The sequence below is a fragment of the Pseudomonas sp. No.21 genome (assembly GCF_054558415.1).
In genome coordinates, this window is record NZ_BAAJNO010000007.1 from 362,609 (window position 1) to 377,931 (window position 15,323).

Below are 15,323 nucleotides of genomic sequence, written 5' to 3' on the forward strand. Positions count from 1 at the left end.
CCTTACGCCTACATCTGTCTCGGAAAAAGGTACAGCTGATGACCAACAGCCTCCGCGCGGTCTTCCTCGACCACGCCTCCCTCGATCTCGGCGATCTCGACCTCACGCCGTTGCGCCAGCAGTTCGCCGAACTGGAACTGCACGACCAGACCGGCCACCGCGACGTCGTCGAGCGCCTGCGCGGCGCCCAGGTCGCCATCAGCAACAAGGTGACCATCGATGCCGCCGCCATCGCCGAGCTGCCGGATCTGAAGCTGATCCTGGTCAGCGCCACCGGCACCAACAACATCGACCTCGCCGCCGCCCGCGCCCGTGGCATCACCGTGTGCAACTGCCAGGGCTACGGCACCCCGTCCGTGGCCCAGCACACCCTGATGCTTCTGCTCAACCTGGCCACCCGCTTCGTCGACTACCGCGAAGCCGTGCGCCACGACCACTGGCAGAAGGCGACCCAGTTCTGCCTGCTGGACTTTCCCATCGTCGAACTGGAGGGCAAGACCCTCGGCCTGCTCGGCCACGGCGAACTGGGCAGCGCCGTGGCACGCCTGGCCGAGGCCTTCGGCATGCGCGTGCTGCTCGGCGCCCTGCCCGGCCGCCCGCCTCGCGCCGACCGCCTGCCCCTGGCGGAACTGCTGCCCCAGGTGGACGCCCTGACCCTGCACTGCCCGCTCAACGAGCACACCCGCAACCTGATCGACGCCGAGCAACTGGCGTTGATGAAGCCCGGCGCTTTCCTGGTCAACACCGCGCGCGGCGGCCTGGTCAACGAACATGCCCTGGCCGACGCCCTGCGCAGCGGCCACCTGGGCGGTGCCGCCACCGACGTGCTGACCCAGGAGCCACCGAAGGACGGCAACCCACTGCTGGCCGTGGACATCCCGCGCCTGATCGTCACCCCTCACAACGCCTGGGGCAGCCGGGAGGCGCGCCAGCGCATCGTCGTACAGATGGCGGAAAACCTTGATGCGTGGCTGAAGGAAACGCCTCGCCGCACGGTAAGCTAAGGCCTACAAGATTCTGATAAAATGCGCGGCTTTTATCAGGATCTACCCCATGGACCCGCGCAGCGAAGTACTGCTTCGACAGGCTGACCTGTTCCTCGGCCCGCTGCTCCTGGCGGGCCTTCCCGCCGACGACCTGCTGGGCGAACTGCCCCAGGCACGCGGCTGGACCTGGCACGCCGGTGAGCAGGCCGCCCTGGAAGCCCGCTTCCCCGGGCGTTGCGAATTCACCGTCAACGCCCCCGACGCCCCCTTCGAAGCCGCCGTGCTGTTCCTGCCCAAGTCCCGCGAGCTGACCGACTACCTGCTCACCGCCCTGGCTGCGCGCCTGCCCGGCAAGCCGCTGTACCTGGTGGGCGAGAAGCGCGCCGGCATCGAACGCGCCGCCCGCCAGCTGGAACCCTTCGGCAAGCCGCGCAAGCTCGACAGCGCCCGCCACTGCCAGCTGTGGCAGGTGCAGGTGGAACAGGCACCGGCGATCCCGGAGCTGGAGGCCCTGGCCCAGCGCTACAGCCTCGAGCTGGCCGACGGCCCGTTGCAGGTGGTGAGCCTGCCCGGCGTGTTCAGCCATGGCCGCCTGGATCGCGGCAGCGCGCTGCTGCTGGACAACCTGGCCAAACTGCCCACCGGCAAGGTGCTGGATTTCGGCTGCGGCGCCGGGGTTCTCGGCGCCGCGCTCAAGCGCCGTTATCCACAGAGCCAGCTGGTGCTGCTGGATGTCGACGCCTTCGCCATCGCCGCCAGCCGCCTGACCCTGGCCGCCAACGGCCTGGAAGCCGAAGTGATCGCCGGAGACGGCATCCACGCGGCGCCCAGGCTGCTCTCGGCCATCGTCAGCAACCCGCCCTTCCACCAGGGCGTGCACACCGACTACCAGGCCAGCGAGACGCTGCTGCGCGAAGCCGGACGCCACCTGCTGGTGGGGGGCGAACTGCGCCTGGTGGCCAACAGCTTCCTCAAGTACCAACCCCTGATCGAACAGGCGTTCGGCGGTTGCCGCACCCTGGCCGAAGGGGAGGGTTTCCGCATCTACAGCGCCCGCCGCTGACAGGCGGGCACTCGCGCACCATCCATACTCGAGCGGCCCCCGTTAGCCGCAACACGCCCGGCGAAGAACCGGGCACCTGGAGTTTTTCTTGACTGACCTCGACACTGCCGCCCCCACCGCCAGCAGCGGCCTGCACCGCTCGCTGAAGCCCCGCCACCTGAACATGATCGCCATCGGCGGCTCCATCGGCACGGGCCTGTTCGTCGCCTCGGGCGCCACCGTGGCCAACGCCGGCCCGGGCGGTGCCCTGCTCGCCTACGCGCTGATCGGGGTGATGGTGTACTTCCTCATGACCAGCCTCGGCGAAATGGCCGCGCACATGCCGGTTTCCGGCTCTTTCAGCACCTATGGCAGCCGATTCGTCGACGATGGCTTCGGTTTCGCCCTGGGCTGGAACTACTGGTACAACTGGGCGGTGACCATTGCCGCCGAGCTGGTGGCCGCGCAACTGATCATGAGCTTCTGGTTCCCCGACGTGCCGGGCATCTATTGGAGCGGGCTGTTCCTGGCGCTGATGTTCCTGCTCAACGTCATCTCGGTGAAGGGCTTCGGCGAGAGCGAATTCTGGTTCGCGCTGATCAAGGTGGTCACGGTGGTGATCTTCATCATCATCGGCCTGGCCACCATCTTCGGCGTGATGAGCGGCATCCAGTCCCCTGGCTTCAGCCACTTCACCCAGGGCGAGGCGCCCTTCGTCGGCGGCCTGCAGGCCATGGTCGGGGTGGCGATGATCGCCGGCTTCTCCTTCCAGGGCACCGAACTGATCGGCATCGCCGCCGGCGAGTCGGAGAACCCGCGCAAGAACATCCCAATCGCCATCCGCCAGGTGTTCTGGCGCATCCTGATGTTCTACATCCTGGCGATCTTCGTGATCGGCATGCTGATCCCCTACACCGACCCGAGCCTGCTGCAGAACGACGCCAGCGACATCAGCGTCTCGCCCTTCACCCTGCTGTTCGAGCGCGCCGGCTTCGCCGCGGCCGCCGGCGTGATGAACGCGGTGATCCTCACGGCCATCCTCTCGGCCGGCAACTCCGGGATGTACGCCTCGACGCGGATGCTCTACACCCTCGCCACGCAGGGCAAGGCGCCGCGCCTGTTCGCCCGCGTCTCCGCCAGCGGCGTGCCGCGCAACGCCCTCTACGCCACCACCCTGGTAGGCGCGCTGTGCTTCTTCACCGCCGCCTTCGGCGAGTCGACCCTCTACACCTGGCTGCTCAACACCTCGGGCATGTGCGGCTTCATCGCCTGGCTGGGCATCGCCATCTCCCACTACCGCTTCCGCAAGGGCTACCTGCTGCAGGGCGGCCGCCTGGAAGACCTGCCCTACCGCGCCAAGCTGTTCCCCTTCGGCCCGCTGTTCGCCTTCGCCCTGTGCCTGGTGATCACCCTCGGGCAGAACTACGAGGCCCTGGTGGGCGAGCGCATCGACTGGGCCGGGCTGGCCGCCACCTACATCAGCCTGCCGCTGTTCCTCGCCATCTGGCTCGGCTATCGCCTGAAGAACGGCAGCCGCACCGTGCGCTACGCCGAGATGGACGTGCGCGCCACGGACAACTGACGAACAGCGCAACGGCGGGCTTGCCCGGCACGCCCGCCTTGTGCAGAATGCGCCCCGTCCTAGGGGAGTAGTCTCCCGCGAGCGCCCTGCTCGCCAGGCACGCGTCAACATACTTGGTCCACAGACCATGGCGCGTGCGACCCAAGCCTGCCTAGACAGGCCAGCGGTTTGACAAGACCTATGACACACACAACCTGACCCGGGGCGGGCAGATTGCGTGTGTCATGGTGATTAGTCGACCCGCCCCCGTAGGAACCCCGATGCTGGAATCCCTGTTCGTCCCCACACTGATCGTCGCCCTGGCGGAAATCGGCGACAAGACGCAGCTGCTCGCCCTGCTGCTGGCCGCGCGCTTCCGCAAGCCCTGGCCGATCATCTGGGGCATCGTCGCCGCCACCCTCGCCAACCACTTCGCCGCCGGCGCCGTGGGCAACTGGGTCGCCAGCTTCTTCTCCGCCGCCACCCTGAGCTGGATCCTCGCCGCCTCCTTCGTCGCCGTGGCGCTGTGGACCCTGGTACCCGACAAGCTGGACGACGACGAGGAGTCCGGGCTGAAGAAATACGGCCCCTTCCTCACCACCCTGATCGCCTTCTTCCTCGCCGAGATGGGCGACAAGACCCAGGTCGCCACGGTGATGCTGGCCGCCCAGTACCCGCATTTCATCCTCGTGGTGGCGGGCACCACCCTGGGCATGCTGCTGGCCAACGTGCCGGTGGTGCTGGCCGGCAACTTCGCCGCCGACAAGCTGCCGCTGACCCTGATCCGCCGCCTCGCCGCCCTGGCCTTCGGTGCCCTGGCCCTCTACGCCGTGTACAAGGCGCTGACCCTCGGCGCGGCCTGAGCCGCGTCACCGGCCTGACGCCAGTTCGCTGGCGTTTCGGCCAATGGCAGCGCCGCGCCAACTGGTAGATTTCTCGCCCTACTGCCGGCCCGGCCAGGGAGGAGGAAAAGCAGATGACGTCGACCGACGACCGCAAGCGCGTGGCGCGCCAGCATATCGACCTGTCCTGGAACAAGGGGCGCGTGGCGCTGGCCGAGCAGCTGCAGAGCAAGGACTTCCTCTACAAGAGTTCGTTCATGCCCGGCCCGCTGGACGGCGAGGGCTACCGCGAGATGGTGCTGAAGATCCGCGACGCCATGCCCGACCTGGAAGTGGTGGTGGAGGAGTGCATCGCCGAGGACAGCCACGTCTTCACCTGGTGCACCCTGATCGGCAGCATCCACAAGCCGGCCCTCGGCTACCCGCCCAGCGACCGCATCCTCAGCATTTCCGCCATGGCCTTCTGGACCTTCAACAGCCGGGGCGAGGTGCAGGAGATCTGCACCATGTTCGACATGGAAAGCTTCCGCGCCCAGCTCGGCCTGAGCAATCGCGCCTACGCGGAGAAGGCACTGCCCTGATCCACGGCCTCCCGCAGCCCGGAATGCGTCACCGCACGCCCTCAGAAATAGCCGTTCTCACCGAACCAGCGAATGGTCCGGCGCAGGGTATCGTCCAGCGCCACCTCGGCCCTGAAGCCCAGCTCCGCCTCGGCCTTGGTGCCGTCGAGGAACTGCCCGCCAGCCATCACGGCGATGCAGGTCGGGTCGATTTTCGCAGCCTCGCCACTCATGCGCTGACGCAGGCGCTGCAGGGCCGCCATGCCCCGTGCGACCGCCAGCGGCATCGGTGTCGGTGCCGGCACTTCCAGCAGGCGTGCGATGTGCGCGGTCAGCTCGGCCATCTCGATGTCGTGGCCGGTGATCAGGTAGCGCTCGCCAGCCCTTCCCTTCTCCAGCGCCAGCAACAGCCCGCGCCCCGCTTCGGCGGCATCGACGACATTGCGCCGGCCCACCACGTAGCGGCTCATGGCTCCGCTGGCGATGGCGGTGACGATGCGCCCCGGGCCGGGGCCGGCGTCGAACTCGCCCAACGCCATGCCGGGGATGCCGATCACCACCGGCAACCCGGCGCGGGCCTGCTCGCGGGCCTGTCGGTCCAGGGCCCACTGGCTCAGCAGGTAGGGGTTCTTCCAGCGCGGCATCTCGTCGTAGAACAACCCTTCGTGGCCCGGCGAGCCATCGGGATTGCGCGGCAGCACGACCGAGGCACCGACGAGCAGGATGCGCGGCACATGGGCCGCGAGGCAGGCGGCATAGAAGTGGTTGGTTTCCTCGAGCGCGCCGGCCACGACGTCCTGCCAGCGTCGAGGGCGGATGGGGGCATCCTGGCGGCAGAAGACCACGCCATCCACATCGGCCAGGGCACGGGTGAGCTGAGGATGGTCGAGGGGCTCGACCGAGCGAAGCTGGGGGTGGAGATAGCCCAGGCGCTCGATGCGCGACGCGGGGCGATGGATCAGCACCAGCTCGTGGCCCGCCGCGCGGATGGCGCGGGCCGTATGGTGGCCCAGCAGGCCGGTGGCGCCAAGGACTGCGATCTTCACGGGAACCCCTCGATCCGAAGCACGCCGCCTGCATCATGCAGGCGGCGGCGAGCAGTCTAGGACGGCCTCTGCAGGGCCGCCAGCGTCACTTGCCCCTGGCTTGCTGGTAGAACGGCATGACCTTGGGAATGGCCGCCTGGAGGGAGGCGATGCGCGAGCTGGAAGACGGGTGGGTGCTCATGAACTCCGGCGGTGCGCCTTCGCTGGCCTTGCTCATCTTCTGCCACAGGGTGATGGCGGCGTTGGGGTTGTAGCCGGCACGGGCGGACAGTTCGAGGCCGATCAGGTCCGCCTCGTTCTCGTTGCCACGGCTGTTGGGCAGCGTCATCAGGTACTCGACGCCCTGGTTGGCCATCTGCAGGCTCTGGTCGCCGGCGCCCAGCAGGGAGCCGAGCTGGGTGGCCATCTGCACGCCATAGGCCTTGGACATCGCCTCGCGGCCGTGCTCGCGCAGGGCGTGGGCGATCTCGTGGCCCATCACCGCCGCCAGCTCGTCGTCGGTGAGCTTGAGCTGATCGATCAGGCCGCTGTAGACGATGATCTTGCCGCCCGGGCCGCAGTTGGCGTTGAGCTCCTCGCTGTCGATCACGTTGGCTTCCCAGGCCCAGCTGCCGGCATCGGGACGGAACACCGTGGTCTGGGCGATCAGTCGCTTGGCGATGGCCGAGACGCGCTTGGCGTCCGCGCTGTCCTTGTCCAGCACGCCCTGCTGCGAGGCCTCGGACAGGGTCTGCTGGTAGGACTGCGCGTACATCTGGTTGACCTGCTGCTCGGACAGCATGCTGAACATGTACTGCTTGCGCTCGACGCCGACCGCACCGCCGCTGGTGGTATTGACCGCCTGGCATCCCGCCAGCAGCAGGGGCAGTGCAAGGCTGCCGATGATGTGAGACTTCGCCACTGTGACTCTCCTTTGAAAACTGCGCCGTACTCTATGCCCGCGCCACGACCCGGAGCAACCGCATCCCTTGCCATCCAGCGACTTGCGTTCTTTTCTTGTGAAGCAGGCTCATGCTTCGGCGACTGTCGGCCGATATGCCATGGACACAGGCTGTACCTGAGACTCCGGGAGTTCCCATGAAATTCAGATCGATCCAGTTTTCGGTCGCGACGCTGGCCGGCGCCAGCGTGCTCGCCGTGGTTGTGGCCCTCGTGCTCTATGCGCTGTTCGCCGGTGCACGGACCCAGGAGCTGGTACAGACACGCACCCAGTCACTGCTGGAACAGATCATCAGCGAACGCCTGCTGAGCCTGGCCGCCTCCCAGGTCGCGGACATCCAGCGCGAACTGGCCTACCCGATGACCGTGGCCAGCAGCCTGGCGCAGACCAACGCCCTGGCCGGCGAGACCGACGAGAGCGGTGCCGTGGCGATGGAAAGCAGCCGCAAGGAGATGATCAACCTGCTGCAGCACATCCTCGCCAACAACCCCAAGCTGCTGGACGCCTATATCGGCTGGGAGCCCAATGCCTTCGGCGATGACGCCGCTTCCATCGGCCAGCCCGGGCAGAACGAGGGCGGCCGCTTCATGCCCTGGTGGTACCGCGACGCCGCCGGCAAGCTGGTGATGGAGCCCATGGGGGACACCCTGGAAAGCACCAAGGTGTTGCCCACCGGCGTACGCGAGGGCGAATACTACCTGTGCCCGCGCGACACCAAGCGCCCCTGCGTCGTCGACCCGGCCCCCTACGAGATGGGCGGGAAGATGGTCATGCTGGCCTCCTTCAACGCGCCGATCATGGTCAAAGGCCAGTTCCGCGGCATCGCCGGCGCCGACCTTTCCCTCGACTTCATCCAGCAACTGCTCACCAGCGCCAACCAGAAACTCTACGGCGGCGTCGGCGAGATGGCCCTGCTCTCCAGCAACAGGCGCCTGGTGGCCTACACCGCCGATGCCAGCAAGAACAGCGAGCCGGCCGACCGGGTGCTGGGCAGCGCAGTGGCGGAGAGCCTCAAGTCCCTGCAGGGCGACCAGCCCGTCTATCGCGTCGATCGCGACAGTGGCCGCATCCTGTTGCTGGTCCCCTTCAAGGTAGCGGGCACCGATGCCAGTTGGACGCTGAGCCTGAACATGCCGCTGGAAACCGTCATGGCGGACCTGCACAAACTGGAAGCGGACCTTTCCGCCCAGCGTGACGAGGACATCTTCGGCATGACGGTGGTGGGCCTGCTGATCGCCGCCCTCGGCCTGGTGGTGATCTGGTTCGTCGGCTTCGGCATCGCCAGCCCGCTGCGGCAGATGGTGACCATGCTCGACGACATCGCCCAGGGCGAAGGCGACCTCACCCGCCGCCTGCACTCCGATCGCGCCGACGAGCTGGGCTCCATCGCCAGCGGCTTCAACACCTTCCTGGCCAAGCTGCAGACCATGATCAGCCAGGTGGTGAGCTCGGTGCAGAAGGTCAGCGACTCCTCGGAGCACACCGCCGACATCGCCATCCGCACCAACCAGGGCGTGCAGAAACAGCTGGCGGAGATCGAGCTGGTGGCCACCGCCGTCCACGAGATGACCGCCACCGCACAGGACGTGGCGCGCAATGCCACGCTCGCCGCCGAGGCCGCCAGCCATGCCGACCAGGCCGCCAACCACGGCAAGCGCATCGTGCAGAGCACCACCGAGGCCATCACCGCCCTGGCCGGCGAGATCAGCCGCGCCGTGGGCGTGGTGCAGAACCTGGCCAAGGACAGCGAGAACATCAACGCCATCCTGGTCGCCATCCGTGGCATCGCCGAGCAGACCAACCTGCTGGCTCTGAATGCCGCGATCGAGGCCGCCCGCGCCGGCGAGCAGGGCCGCGGCTTCGCCGTGGTGGCGGACGAGGTGCGCAACCTGGCGCAGAAGACCCAGCAGGCCACAGAAGAGATCCAGACCATGATCCAGCAGCTGCAGCAGGGCACGCGGGACGTGGTCAAGGTGATGCAGGACAGCCAGGACAAGACCGACACCAGCGTGCAGTCCGCCAGCGAGGCGGCCCATGCGCTGGAATCAATCACCCAGGCTGTATCGGTGATCAACGACATGAACACCCAGATCGCTAGCGCCGCCGAGGAACAGAGCGCGGTGGCCGAGGACATCAACCGCAACGTCACCAACATCGGCCAGGTGGCCAACGAAGTGGCCGGCGGCGCCGACGAGGCCTCCCAGGCCAGCGCCGAGCTGACCAAGCTGGCCGAGCAGCAGCGCCGGCTGATCAATCAGTTCAGGGTGTAGATCTACTCGGTCGGGGCCCCGCGCCCGCGGGGATGACGCAGGGAGAATGGATTGTAGGGGCGACTTCAGTCGCCCCCTTCCATTCGCCTGTCCCGCATGACTCCGTTGAGCAGCCCTTCGGGTCCGTGCCGTTCATTCGCGAATGAATTCGCTCCAGCAAGGCACGCCCTGTAGCCCGGGCTTCAGCCCGGGAAGATCCGATCACGCCGGCGTCAGGCACTCCGGACCATCCAGCTTGGGGTCGTTGACCAGGGTGGCCAGCGCCCGTTCGCGCAGGGCTGGCGAGGCGGCGGTGAGCAGCGCACGCAGGTCGCCGGGGACCGTATCGGCGGCCAGCCAGGCCTGCTGGCCGGCCTCATCCAGCACCAGCGGGCGGCGCAGGTCGGCGGCGGGGCGGGTGATCATCGCCAGGCTCAGGTACTCGGCATCACCCACCGGAAAGGGCTCCCAGAGCGCGGCAAAATGCAGCAGCGAGGTCTCGCCGCTGATCCAGTACGGCCGCTTGCGCACGCCACGCCATTCATAAAAGCCGTTGGCCGGGATCAGGCAACGGCGCTGGCGGAAGGCATCGCGGAACATCGGCTGCTCGACCAGGGTTTCGGCGCGGGCGTGGGCGGGGGTCTTCGAAAGATCGGTGAGCCAGGCCGGGGTCAGGCCCCAGCGGGCCAGGTCCAGGCGGCGCTCGCCGGCCTGCTCGCGCAGCATCAGCACCCGCGCGCCGGGCGCCAGGTTCCAGTGCGGCTGCTGCTCGGCAGGGAAGCCGGGCAGCGCGGCGAAAGCGGGCGACCAGCGGAACAGGGCGAAGCGTCCGGACATGGGGCGAGGGACTCGGGCAGGTTCAGCACAGCAGGGTGCCGGGGTAGCTGTCGGGCTCGTCGCCCGGCACGGGTTGCGCGGCATTGTACGCGGCGATCAGCAGCCGTGCCCGCTCGGCGTCCTCGTCCTCTACCAGCAGGCCCAGCAGCCCCATCAGCGGCAGTTCGCCGATACCGCCCAGCAGGTGCCCGCCCGCCAGGTGGGCCTCGACGCCTTCGCTGGCGAGCATGCCCAGCAGCAGCTGCGCCTCGATCAGATCACCCGGCTCGTAGATGCGCTGCATCAGTCGTCCTCCCGGCGCACGTCCAGGCTCCAGTCCTCGCCGTCGGTGGCCAGCGCGAAGACGATGGGCCGGCAGCACACCGGGCAATCCTCGATGTACTGCTGGTCGCCCGCGGAAAGGTCGAGCAGCGCTTCCACCGGTTCGCCGCAATAGGGGCATTCATAGGCCTGGGTTTCCAGCATGCGAAACTCCCGTGTGACTTGGCTGTATAATCGCCGGTCTATTTCAGGCCCCGTGATTCGGGGCTCCACCCTTATCTCCAGCCGCAGCACAACAAGAGAACACGATGGGCGAATTCGAAGCCATCCGACCCTACGACGATGCCGAGGTGGCCGAGGTGCTCGCGCGCCTGTCCGCCGACCCGGCCTTTCTCGGCGCCCTCACCCGTTTTCGTTTCCCCCGCCTGGCAGGCCCGCTCGGCTGGCTGCTCAAGCCTGTTATAGCTCATCGCCTGCGCCGCGAGTTTCGTGGCATCGCCTCGGTCACCGCGCTGCAGGACAAGATCGAACCCTATGTCGACCGCACCATCGAGCGCGCCACCGACGGCGTGACCTACTCGGGCGTGGACAAGCTCACACCGGGCAGCCCCTACCTGTTCGTCGCCAACCACCGCGACATCGTCATGGACCCGGCCTTCGTCAACTACGCCGTGTACCACGCCGGGGTGCCCACGCCGCGCATCGCCATCGGTGACAACCTGCTGCAGAAGCCCTTCGTCAGCGACCTCATGCGCCTGAACAAGAGCTTCATCGTGCACCGCAACCTGGCGGGCCGGCGCGAGAAGCTGGCGGCCTTCCAGCTGCTGTCCGCCTACATCAATCATTCGATCCGCGTGGACGGCCAGTCGATCTGGATCGCCCAGGCCGAGGGCCGCGCGAAGGACGGCGACGACCGCACCGACTCGGCGATCCTCAAGATGTTCCACATGAGCCGCAAGGACGAGCCCTTCGCGGCGGTGATCCACGACCTGCACGTGGTGCCGGTGTCGATCAGCTACGAATACGACCCCTGCGACCTGGCCAAGGCTCGCGAGCTCTACATCCGCGCCACCACCGGCAGCTACGAGAAGGCACCGGGCGAGGACGACACCAGCATCGCCCTGGGCATCACCGGCTACAAAGGCCGGGTACACATCGCCTTCAACGACGAGATCCGCGAGGACATCGGCGACGCCAAGCTGCTGGCCGCGGAGATGGATCGCCGCATCCTGGGCGGCTATCGCCTGTTCCCCGTGCACTACCTGGCCTATGCCTTGTGGAGCGAGCGCGACCCGGCGCTGGCGGTGCCGAAACTGGAAAGCCTGTTCGGCAGCGACGAGATCGCCCGCGCCCGTGCCGAATGGCAGAAGCGCCTTGATGCCTGCCCCGAGGAACAGCGCCCCTGGCTGGTGCTGCAGTACGCGACGCCCGTGCGCAACCAGTACCGCATCAAGGCAGGCCTGCCGCTCTGATCGTTCCGCGCCATGCAAAACGGCGACCCCAGGGTCGCCGTTTTCATGTGCATCGGGGCATTGCCCGCTTTGGCCTCAGAGCTGGGTGCTGGCCCAGGAAACGCCCAGTGCCACCGCCAGGCTGAAATAGCCGAAGGCGTAGAAGAAGCGGTTGAGCCGCAGGGTGGACTCGTCCGGCATCAGCGTTGGCTGCGCCACGTCCTCCAGTTCGCTGTCGGCAGCCAGGCGGCCGGCGACACGCTGTTCGCGCAGGCGGGTGGCGACCAGCAGCCACGCACCGACCAGGGCGAAGAACAGCGCCAGGGCGTTGACCACCTGGTGGGGATGGACGAGGTAGGCAGACCAGAGGTCCTGCAGGGACATCTTCAACTCCGAGCAGGCGCGGCCTGCGAGGTGGAAATACGGCCGCGCGGGGAGCGGGCCATCCGGATTCGGCGGCGAGTCTACCCGAGCACCCCGCCTCCCTGCTGCGTTTCCGACGAATCGCGCGGGCAAGAAAAAGCCCGGCGCGAGGGCCGGGCTCCTTCACAACGGGAAGCGCCTTACTGCGCCAGCATCTGCCCGATGGTCGGGTCCTTGAAGGCGCGGGTCAGGGCATCGCTGAGCACGCCGGAAACCAGCTTGGTGTTGGTTTCCTGGTTCGGCGCAGTGCCGAACTGCTGGGCCAGCGAGGCGCTGTAGCGGCCGCTGTAGCGACGGCTGGCGTTCTGCACGTCGACGCGGAAGGTGGCGCTGATGTCGGCCTTGGTCACGTAGACACCTTCCTTGGGCGACTGGTATTTCAGGTCGGCCAGGGTCAGGGTCAGCTGCGGGGCGTTGAAGGCGTTGGGCGACGGCGTGAAGCCCAGCAGGCGCACGGCGGCTTCGGCCTCGGTCTGCAGGCGCGGCAGGATGTCCTGGCCCTGCACGGTGATGTTGCTGGTGTCCGCATAGAGGCCACCACGGGTGCCGAGGATGGGCGAGGAACGGCCATCGGCGACACGAACCACCACCGGCTGGCCTTGGCCGACGGGGGTCAGCGGGCCGGTGAGCTTGGGTTGCGGGCTGAGTTGTTGCGGGCTGAGGGCACAGCCGACCAGGGTCAGGCTGAGGCCGGCCAGCAGGCCGAGCAACGCGCGATTCAGCATGCTTGTTTCTCCAGGTTGGACGCGGAAGGCCGGGAGTATAACCAGCCGGCACGCCTACTGACAGAGCGCTGCCGGTGGCCTGGATTGAGACCGCCGGGAAGCTTGCCGGGTTCCTGTAATGCCCCTGTCACGCGGGGGTGGGATAAAGCGGCGTAACCAAGGAGAAAGCCATGATGATGTTGCTCTGGTCCCTGTTCGCCCCCCGCCCCAAGATCCGCTGCTTCGCCCTGCTCGACGACAAGGGCGCCTGCCGTGGCTTCCACCAGAGCGCCGAAGCCCCCGCCCGTGGCAACTGGGTCGAGGTCCGCGAGCCTCGCCTGTCCTGGATCGGCCAGCCCCTTCCGGCCGCCGCCCCGCTCAAGCGGGTCGTCCGGCAGGCGCGCGGAGCGCGAGCGTTGGCGGCCTGACCGATGGATGAATAAAAGTCACGTACAAACGCTCATTTCCCACGATTTCTTCGCTACAATCGCCCCCCGATTATAAGGTCGTCTCCTGATCGGGCCTCGCAACACCGGCCGATGCACTCGCTCGGCACCCGCACAGCCCCACAGAGAGCCGTCCACTTTCGCGCTGCCATTGCTGGCCTGCCGCACCTTCCGCCCGAAGTGCAATTCTTTTGCATGGACGCAGCGCAACTCCGCGCTGATGGAAGCGGCCTGCCCCCGGTAGGCGATTCTTTTGAGGTTCACGTCTCCAAAAGAGCGTGAGATGACGGTTTTTCACTACTTCACGAGAGAGTGGCGAGCAAATGGCGCAAGACGATTACCAAGCAGTGGACGTGTTGCTGGTCGGGGCCGGCATCATGAGCGCCACACTGGCGGTCCTGCTGAAGGAACTCGACCCGGGCATCAAGCTGGAAATCGCGGAACTCCGCGAATCCGGTGCCATCGAGAGCTCCAACCCCTGGAACAACGCGGGCACCGGCCATGCCGGCCTGTGCGAGCTGAACTACACCCCCCAGGCCGCCGATGGCTCCATCGACATCAAGAAAGCGGTCCTCATCAATACCCAGTTCGAAGTCTCCAAGCAGTTCTGGTCCTACCTGAGCGGCAAGCCAGGCTTCGGTTCGCCGCGTGACTTCATCAACGCCGTGCCGCACCTGTCCTTCGTGCGCGGCAAGGACATCCCCTTCCTCAAGACGCGCTTCGAGGCCATCACCAAGCACCACGCCTTCGCCCACATGGAGTACTCGGAAGACCGAGCCACCCTGGCCGAATGGATGCCGCTGATGATGCCCGGCCGCCCTGCGGACGAAGCGGTCGCCGCCACCCGCGCGGCCAATGGCACCGACGTCAACTTCGGCGCCCTGACCAACCAGCTGCTGCAGTACCTCGCCACCCAGGCGGATACCCGCGTCAGCTACTTCCAGAAGGTCACCGACCTCAAGCGCACCGACGAGGGCTGGAAGGTCAGCATCAAGAACACCCAGAGCGGCGCCAGCCGTGAAGTCTCCGCGCGCTTCGTGTTCCTCGGCGCCGGCGGCGGCGCGCTGCCGCTGCTGCAGCTGTCGGGCATCCCGGAAGGCAAGGGCTTCGGCGGCTTCCCGGTGAGCGGCCAGTGGCTGCGCTGCGACAACCCCGAGGTGGTCAAGCACCACCAGGCCAAGGTCTACAGCCAGGCCGAAGTGGGTGCCCCGCCGATGTCCGTGCCGCACCTGGACACCCGCGTGGTCGACGGCAAGAAGTCCCTGCTGTTCGGACCCTACGCCGGCTTCACCACCAAGTTCCTCAAGCACGGCTCCTTCCTCGACCTGCCGCTGTCGGTCCGCCCGAGCAACCTCGGCCCGATGCTGGCCGTGGCGCGCGACAACATGGACCTGACCCGCTACCTGATCAAGGAAGTGATGCAGTCCCAGGAACAGCGCCTCGATGCCCTGCGCAAGTTCTACCCGGAGCTCGATCCGGCCGACTGGCGCCTGGAAGTGGCCGGCCAGCGCGTGCAGATCATCAAGAAGGACGCCAAGAAAGGCGGCATCCTGCAGTTCGGCACCGAGCTGGTGGCCGCCGAGGACGGCAGCATCGCCGCCCTGCTCGGCGCATCGCCGGGTGCCTCGGTGACCGTCTCGATCATGCTCAACCTGATCGAACGCTGCTTCGCCGAGCAGGCCCGCTCGGCCGAGTGGAGCGCCAAGCTGAAGGAAATCTTCCCCGCCCGGGAGAAGGAGCTGGAAGTCGACGCCGAGCTCTACCACCGTGTCAGCCAGGAGTCGGACGCCCGCCTGGGTATCGCGACCGCCAAGCCGGCCGAAGCCAGCGCCGCCACTGCGGGCTGAGCTTCAGCGCCATGAAAGAACCGCCCCTCGGGGCGGTTTTTTCGTTCTGGGCTGAGCCTCCAGGCCATGTGGGAGCGGTTTCAACCGCGAAGGTCCGGGCACCCTGATCGCGAATGAATTCGCCCCCA

General features: G+C 67.3%; 16 protein-coding genes, 1 pseudogene and 1 riboswitch. Of the genes and pseudogenes, 10 read left to right on the forward strand and 7 right to left on the reverse strand.

Annotated features, from left to right (window positions below; all coding sequences use genetic code 11):
• Positions 1-38 precede the first annotated feature (38 nt).
• The 5 genes from ACYJSS_RS16925 to ACYJSS_RS16945 all read left to right on the forward strand — a co-directional run bounded on the left by ACYJSS_RS16925 (position 39) and on the right by ACYJSS_RS16945 (position 5,012).
• Entirely contained in the window at positions 39-1,004 is a 966-nt protein-coding gene (locus tag ACYJSS_RS16925) for a 2-hydroxyacid dehydrogenase (protein ID WP_236205788.1), read from the forward strand.
• A 49-nt stretch (positions 1,005-1,053) separates the two neighbouring features.
• Entirely contained in the window at positions 1,054-2,049 is a 996-nt protein-coding gene (locus tag ACYJSS_RS16930; RefSeq protein ID WP_236205789.1) for a class I SAM-dependent methyltransferase, read from the forward strand.
• 88 nt (positions 2,050-2,137) lie between these two features.
• Positions 2,138-3,610 (forward strand): amino acid permease, encoded by a 1,473-nt coding sequence (locus ACYJSS_RS16935; RefSeq protein ID WP_236205790.1) that lies wholly within the window; start codon positions 2,138-2,140, stop codon positions 3,608-3,610.
• A 50-nt stretch (positions 3,611-3,660) separates the two neighbouring features.
• A riboswitch (yybP-ykoY riboswitch) is annotated at positions 3,661-3,780 on the forward strand.
• 93 nt (positions 3,781-3,873) lie between these two features.
• Entirely contained in the window at positions 3,874-4,452 is a 579-nt protein-coding gene (locus ACYJSS_RS16940; RefSeq protein ID WP_236205838.1) for a TMEM165/GDT1 family protein, read from the forward strand.
• A 113-nt stretch (positions 4,453-4,565) separates the two neighbouring features.
• Positions 4,566-5,012 carry a ketosteroid isomerase-related protein gene (locus ACYJSS_RS16945; protein WP_111260954.1) on the forward strand — a complete coding sequence of 149 codons (447 nt, stop codon included), beginning with the start codon at positions 4,566-4,568 and terminating at the stop codon, positions 5,010-5,012.
• Between the two features lie 41 nt (positions 5,013-5,053).
• On the opposite strand, the gene ACYJSS_RS16950 is transcribed toward ACYJSS_RS16945, so the two are convergent.
• Positions 5,054-6,037 (reverse strand): NAD-dependent epimerase/dehydratase family protein, encoded by a 984-nt coding sequence (locus ACYJSS_RS16950; RefSeq protein ID WP_236205791.1) that lies wholly within the window; start codon positions 6,035-6,037, stop codon positions 5,054-5,056.
• 85 nt (positions 6,038-6,122) lie between these two features.
• Entirely contained in the window at positions 6,123-6,938 is an 816-nt protein-coding gene (locus tag ACYJSS_RS16955) for a M48 family metallopeptidase (RefSeq protein ID WP_236205792.1), read from the reverse strand.
• Between the two features lie 1,250 nt (positions 6,939-8,188).
• Here ACYJSS_RS16955 and ACYJSS_RS16960 point away from each other — a divergent pair.
• Together ACYJSS_RS16960 and ACYJSS_RS16965 are read left to right on the forward strand one after the other, a co-directional pair.
• Positions 8,189-8,389, forward strand: a pseudogene (locus ACYJSS_RS16960) (HAMP domain-containing protein); the annotation flags it as partial.
• Positions 8,390-8,404: 15 nt separating this feature from the next.
• Positions 8,405-9,247 carry a methyl-accepting chemotaxis protein gene (locus ACYJSS_RS16965; protein ID WP_371877108.1) on the forward strand — a complete coding sequence of 281 codons (843 nt, stop codon included), beginning with the start codon at positions 8,405-8,407 and terminating at the stop codon, positions 9,245-9,247.
• Positions 9,248-9,448: 201 nt separating this feature from the next.
• Here the strand turns inward: ACYJSS_RS16965 and ACYJSS_RS16970 are convergent, their stop codons facing one another.
• From ACYJSS_RS16970 to ACYJSS_RS16980, 3 genes are read right to left on the reverse strand one after another with little or no spacing between them, the layout of a single operon-like run.
• Positions 9,449-10,063, reverse strand: a complete 615-nt coding sequence (locus tag ACYJSS_RS16970; RefSeq protein ID WP_236205794.1) for an SOS response-associated peptidase — start codon at positions 10,061-10,063, stop codon at positions 9,449-9,451.
• A 22-nt stretch (positions 10,064-10,085) separates the two neighbouring features.
• On the reverse strand, positions 10,086-10,346 hold the full coding sequence (locus ACYJSS_RS16975) for a putative signal transducing protein (RefSeq protein ID WP_021222267.1): 261 nt from the start codon (positions 10,344-10,346) through the stop codon (positions 10,086-10,088).
• Complete coding sequence (locus tag ACYJSS_RS16980; RefSeq protein ID WP_021222266.1) at positions 10,346-10,528, reverse strand: CPXCG motif-containing cysteine-rich protein; 183 nt, start codon at positions 10,526-10,528, stop codon at positions 10,346-10,348. The genes ACYJSS_RS16975 and ACYJSS_RS16980 overlap by 1 nt, the downstream gene beginning before the upstream one ends.
• A gap of 104 nt (positions 10,529-10,632) precedes the next feature.
• Here ACYJSS_RS16980 and ACYJSS_RS16985 point away from each other — a divergent pair, with 104 nt between their 5' ends.
• Positions 10,633-11,796 carry a 1-acyl-sn-glycerol-3-phosphate acyltransferase gene (locus ACYJSS_RS16985; protein ID WP_111260959.1) on the forward strand — a complete coding sequence of 388 codons (1,164 nt, stop codon included), beginning with the start codon at positions 10,633-10,635 and terminating at the stop codon, positions 11,794-11,796.
• A 75-nt stretch (positions 11,797-11,871) separates the two neighbouring features.
• Here ACYJSS_RS16985 and ACYJSS_RS16990 read toward each other — a convergent pair whose 3' ends face one another.
• Positions 11,872-12,159: a hypothetical protein gene (locus tag ACYJSS_RS16990; RefSeq protein WP_111260960.1), complete on the reverse strand. Its 288-nt coding sequence runs from the start codon at positions 12,157-12,159 to the stop codon at positions 11,872-11,874.
• Positions 12,160-12,338: 179 nt separating this feature from the next.
• On the reverse strand, positions 12,339-12,923 hold the full coding sequence (locus ACYJSS_RS16995) for a YajG family lipoprotein (RefSeq protein ID WP_111260961.1): 585 nt from the start codon (positions 12,921-12,923) through the stop codon (positions 12,339-12,341).
• Positions 12,924-13,093: 170 nt separating this feature from the next.
• On the opposite strand from ACYJSS_RS16995, the gene ACYJSS_RS17000 reads away from it, so the two are divergent.
• Positions 13,094-13,330, forward strand: a complete 237-nt coding sequence (locus ACYJSS_RS17000; protein ID WP_309296188.1) for a hypothetical protein — start codon at positions 13,094-13,096, stop codon at positions 13,328-13,330.
• A gap of 341 nt (positions 13,331-13,671) precedes the next feature.
• Positions 13,672-15,195: a malate dehydrogenase (quinone) gene (mqo, locus tag ACYJSS_RS17005; RefSeq protein ID WP_111260962.1), complete on the forward strand. Its 1,524-nt coding sequence runs from the start codon at positions 13,672-13,674 to the stop codon at positions 15,193-15,195.
• The last annotated feature ends 128 nt before the right edge of the window (positions 15,196-15,323 follow it).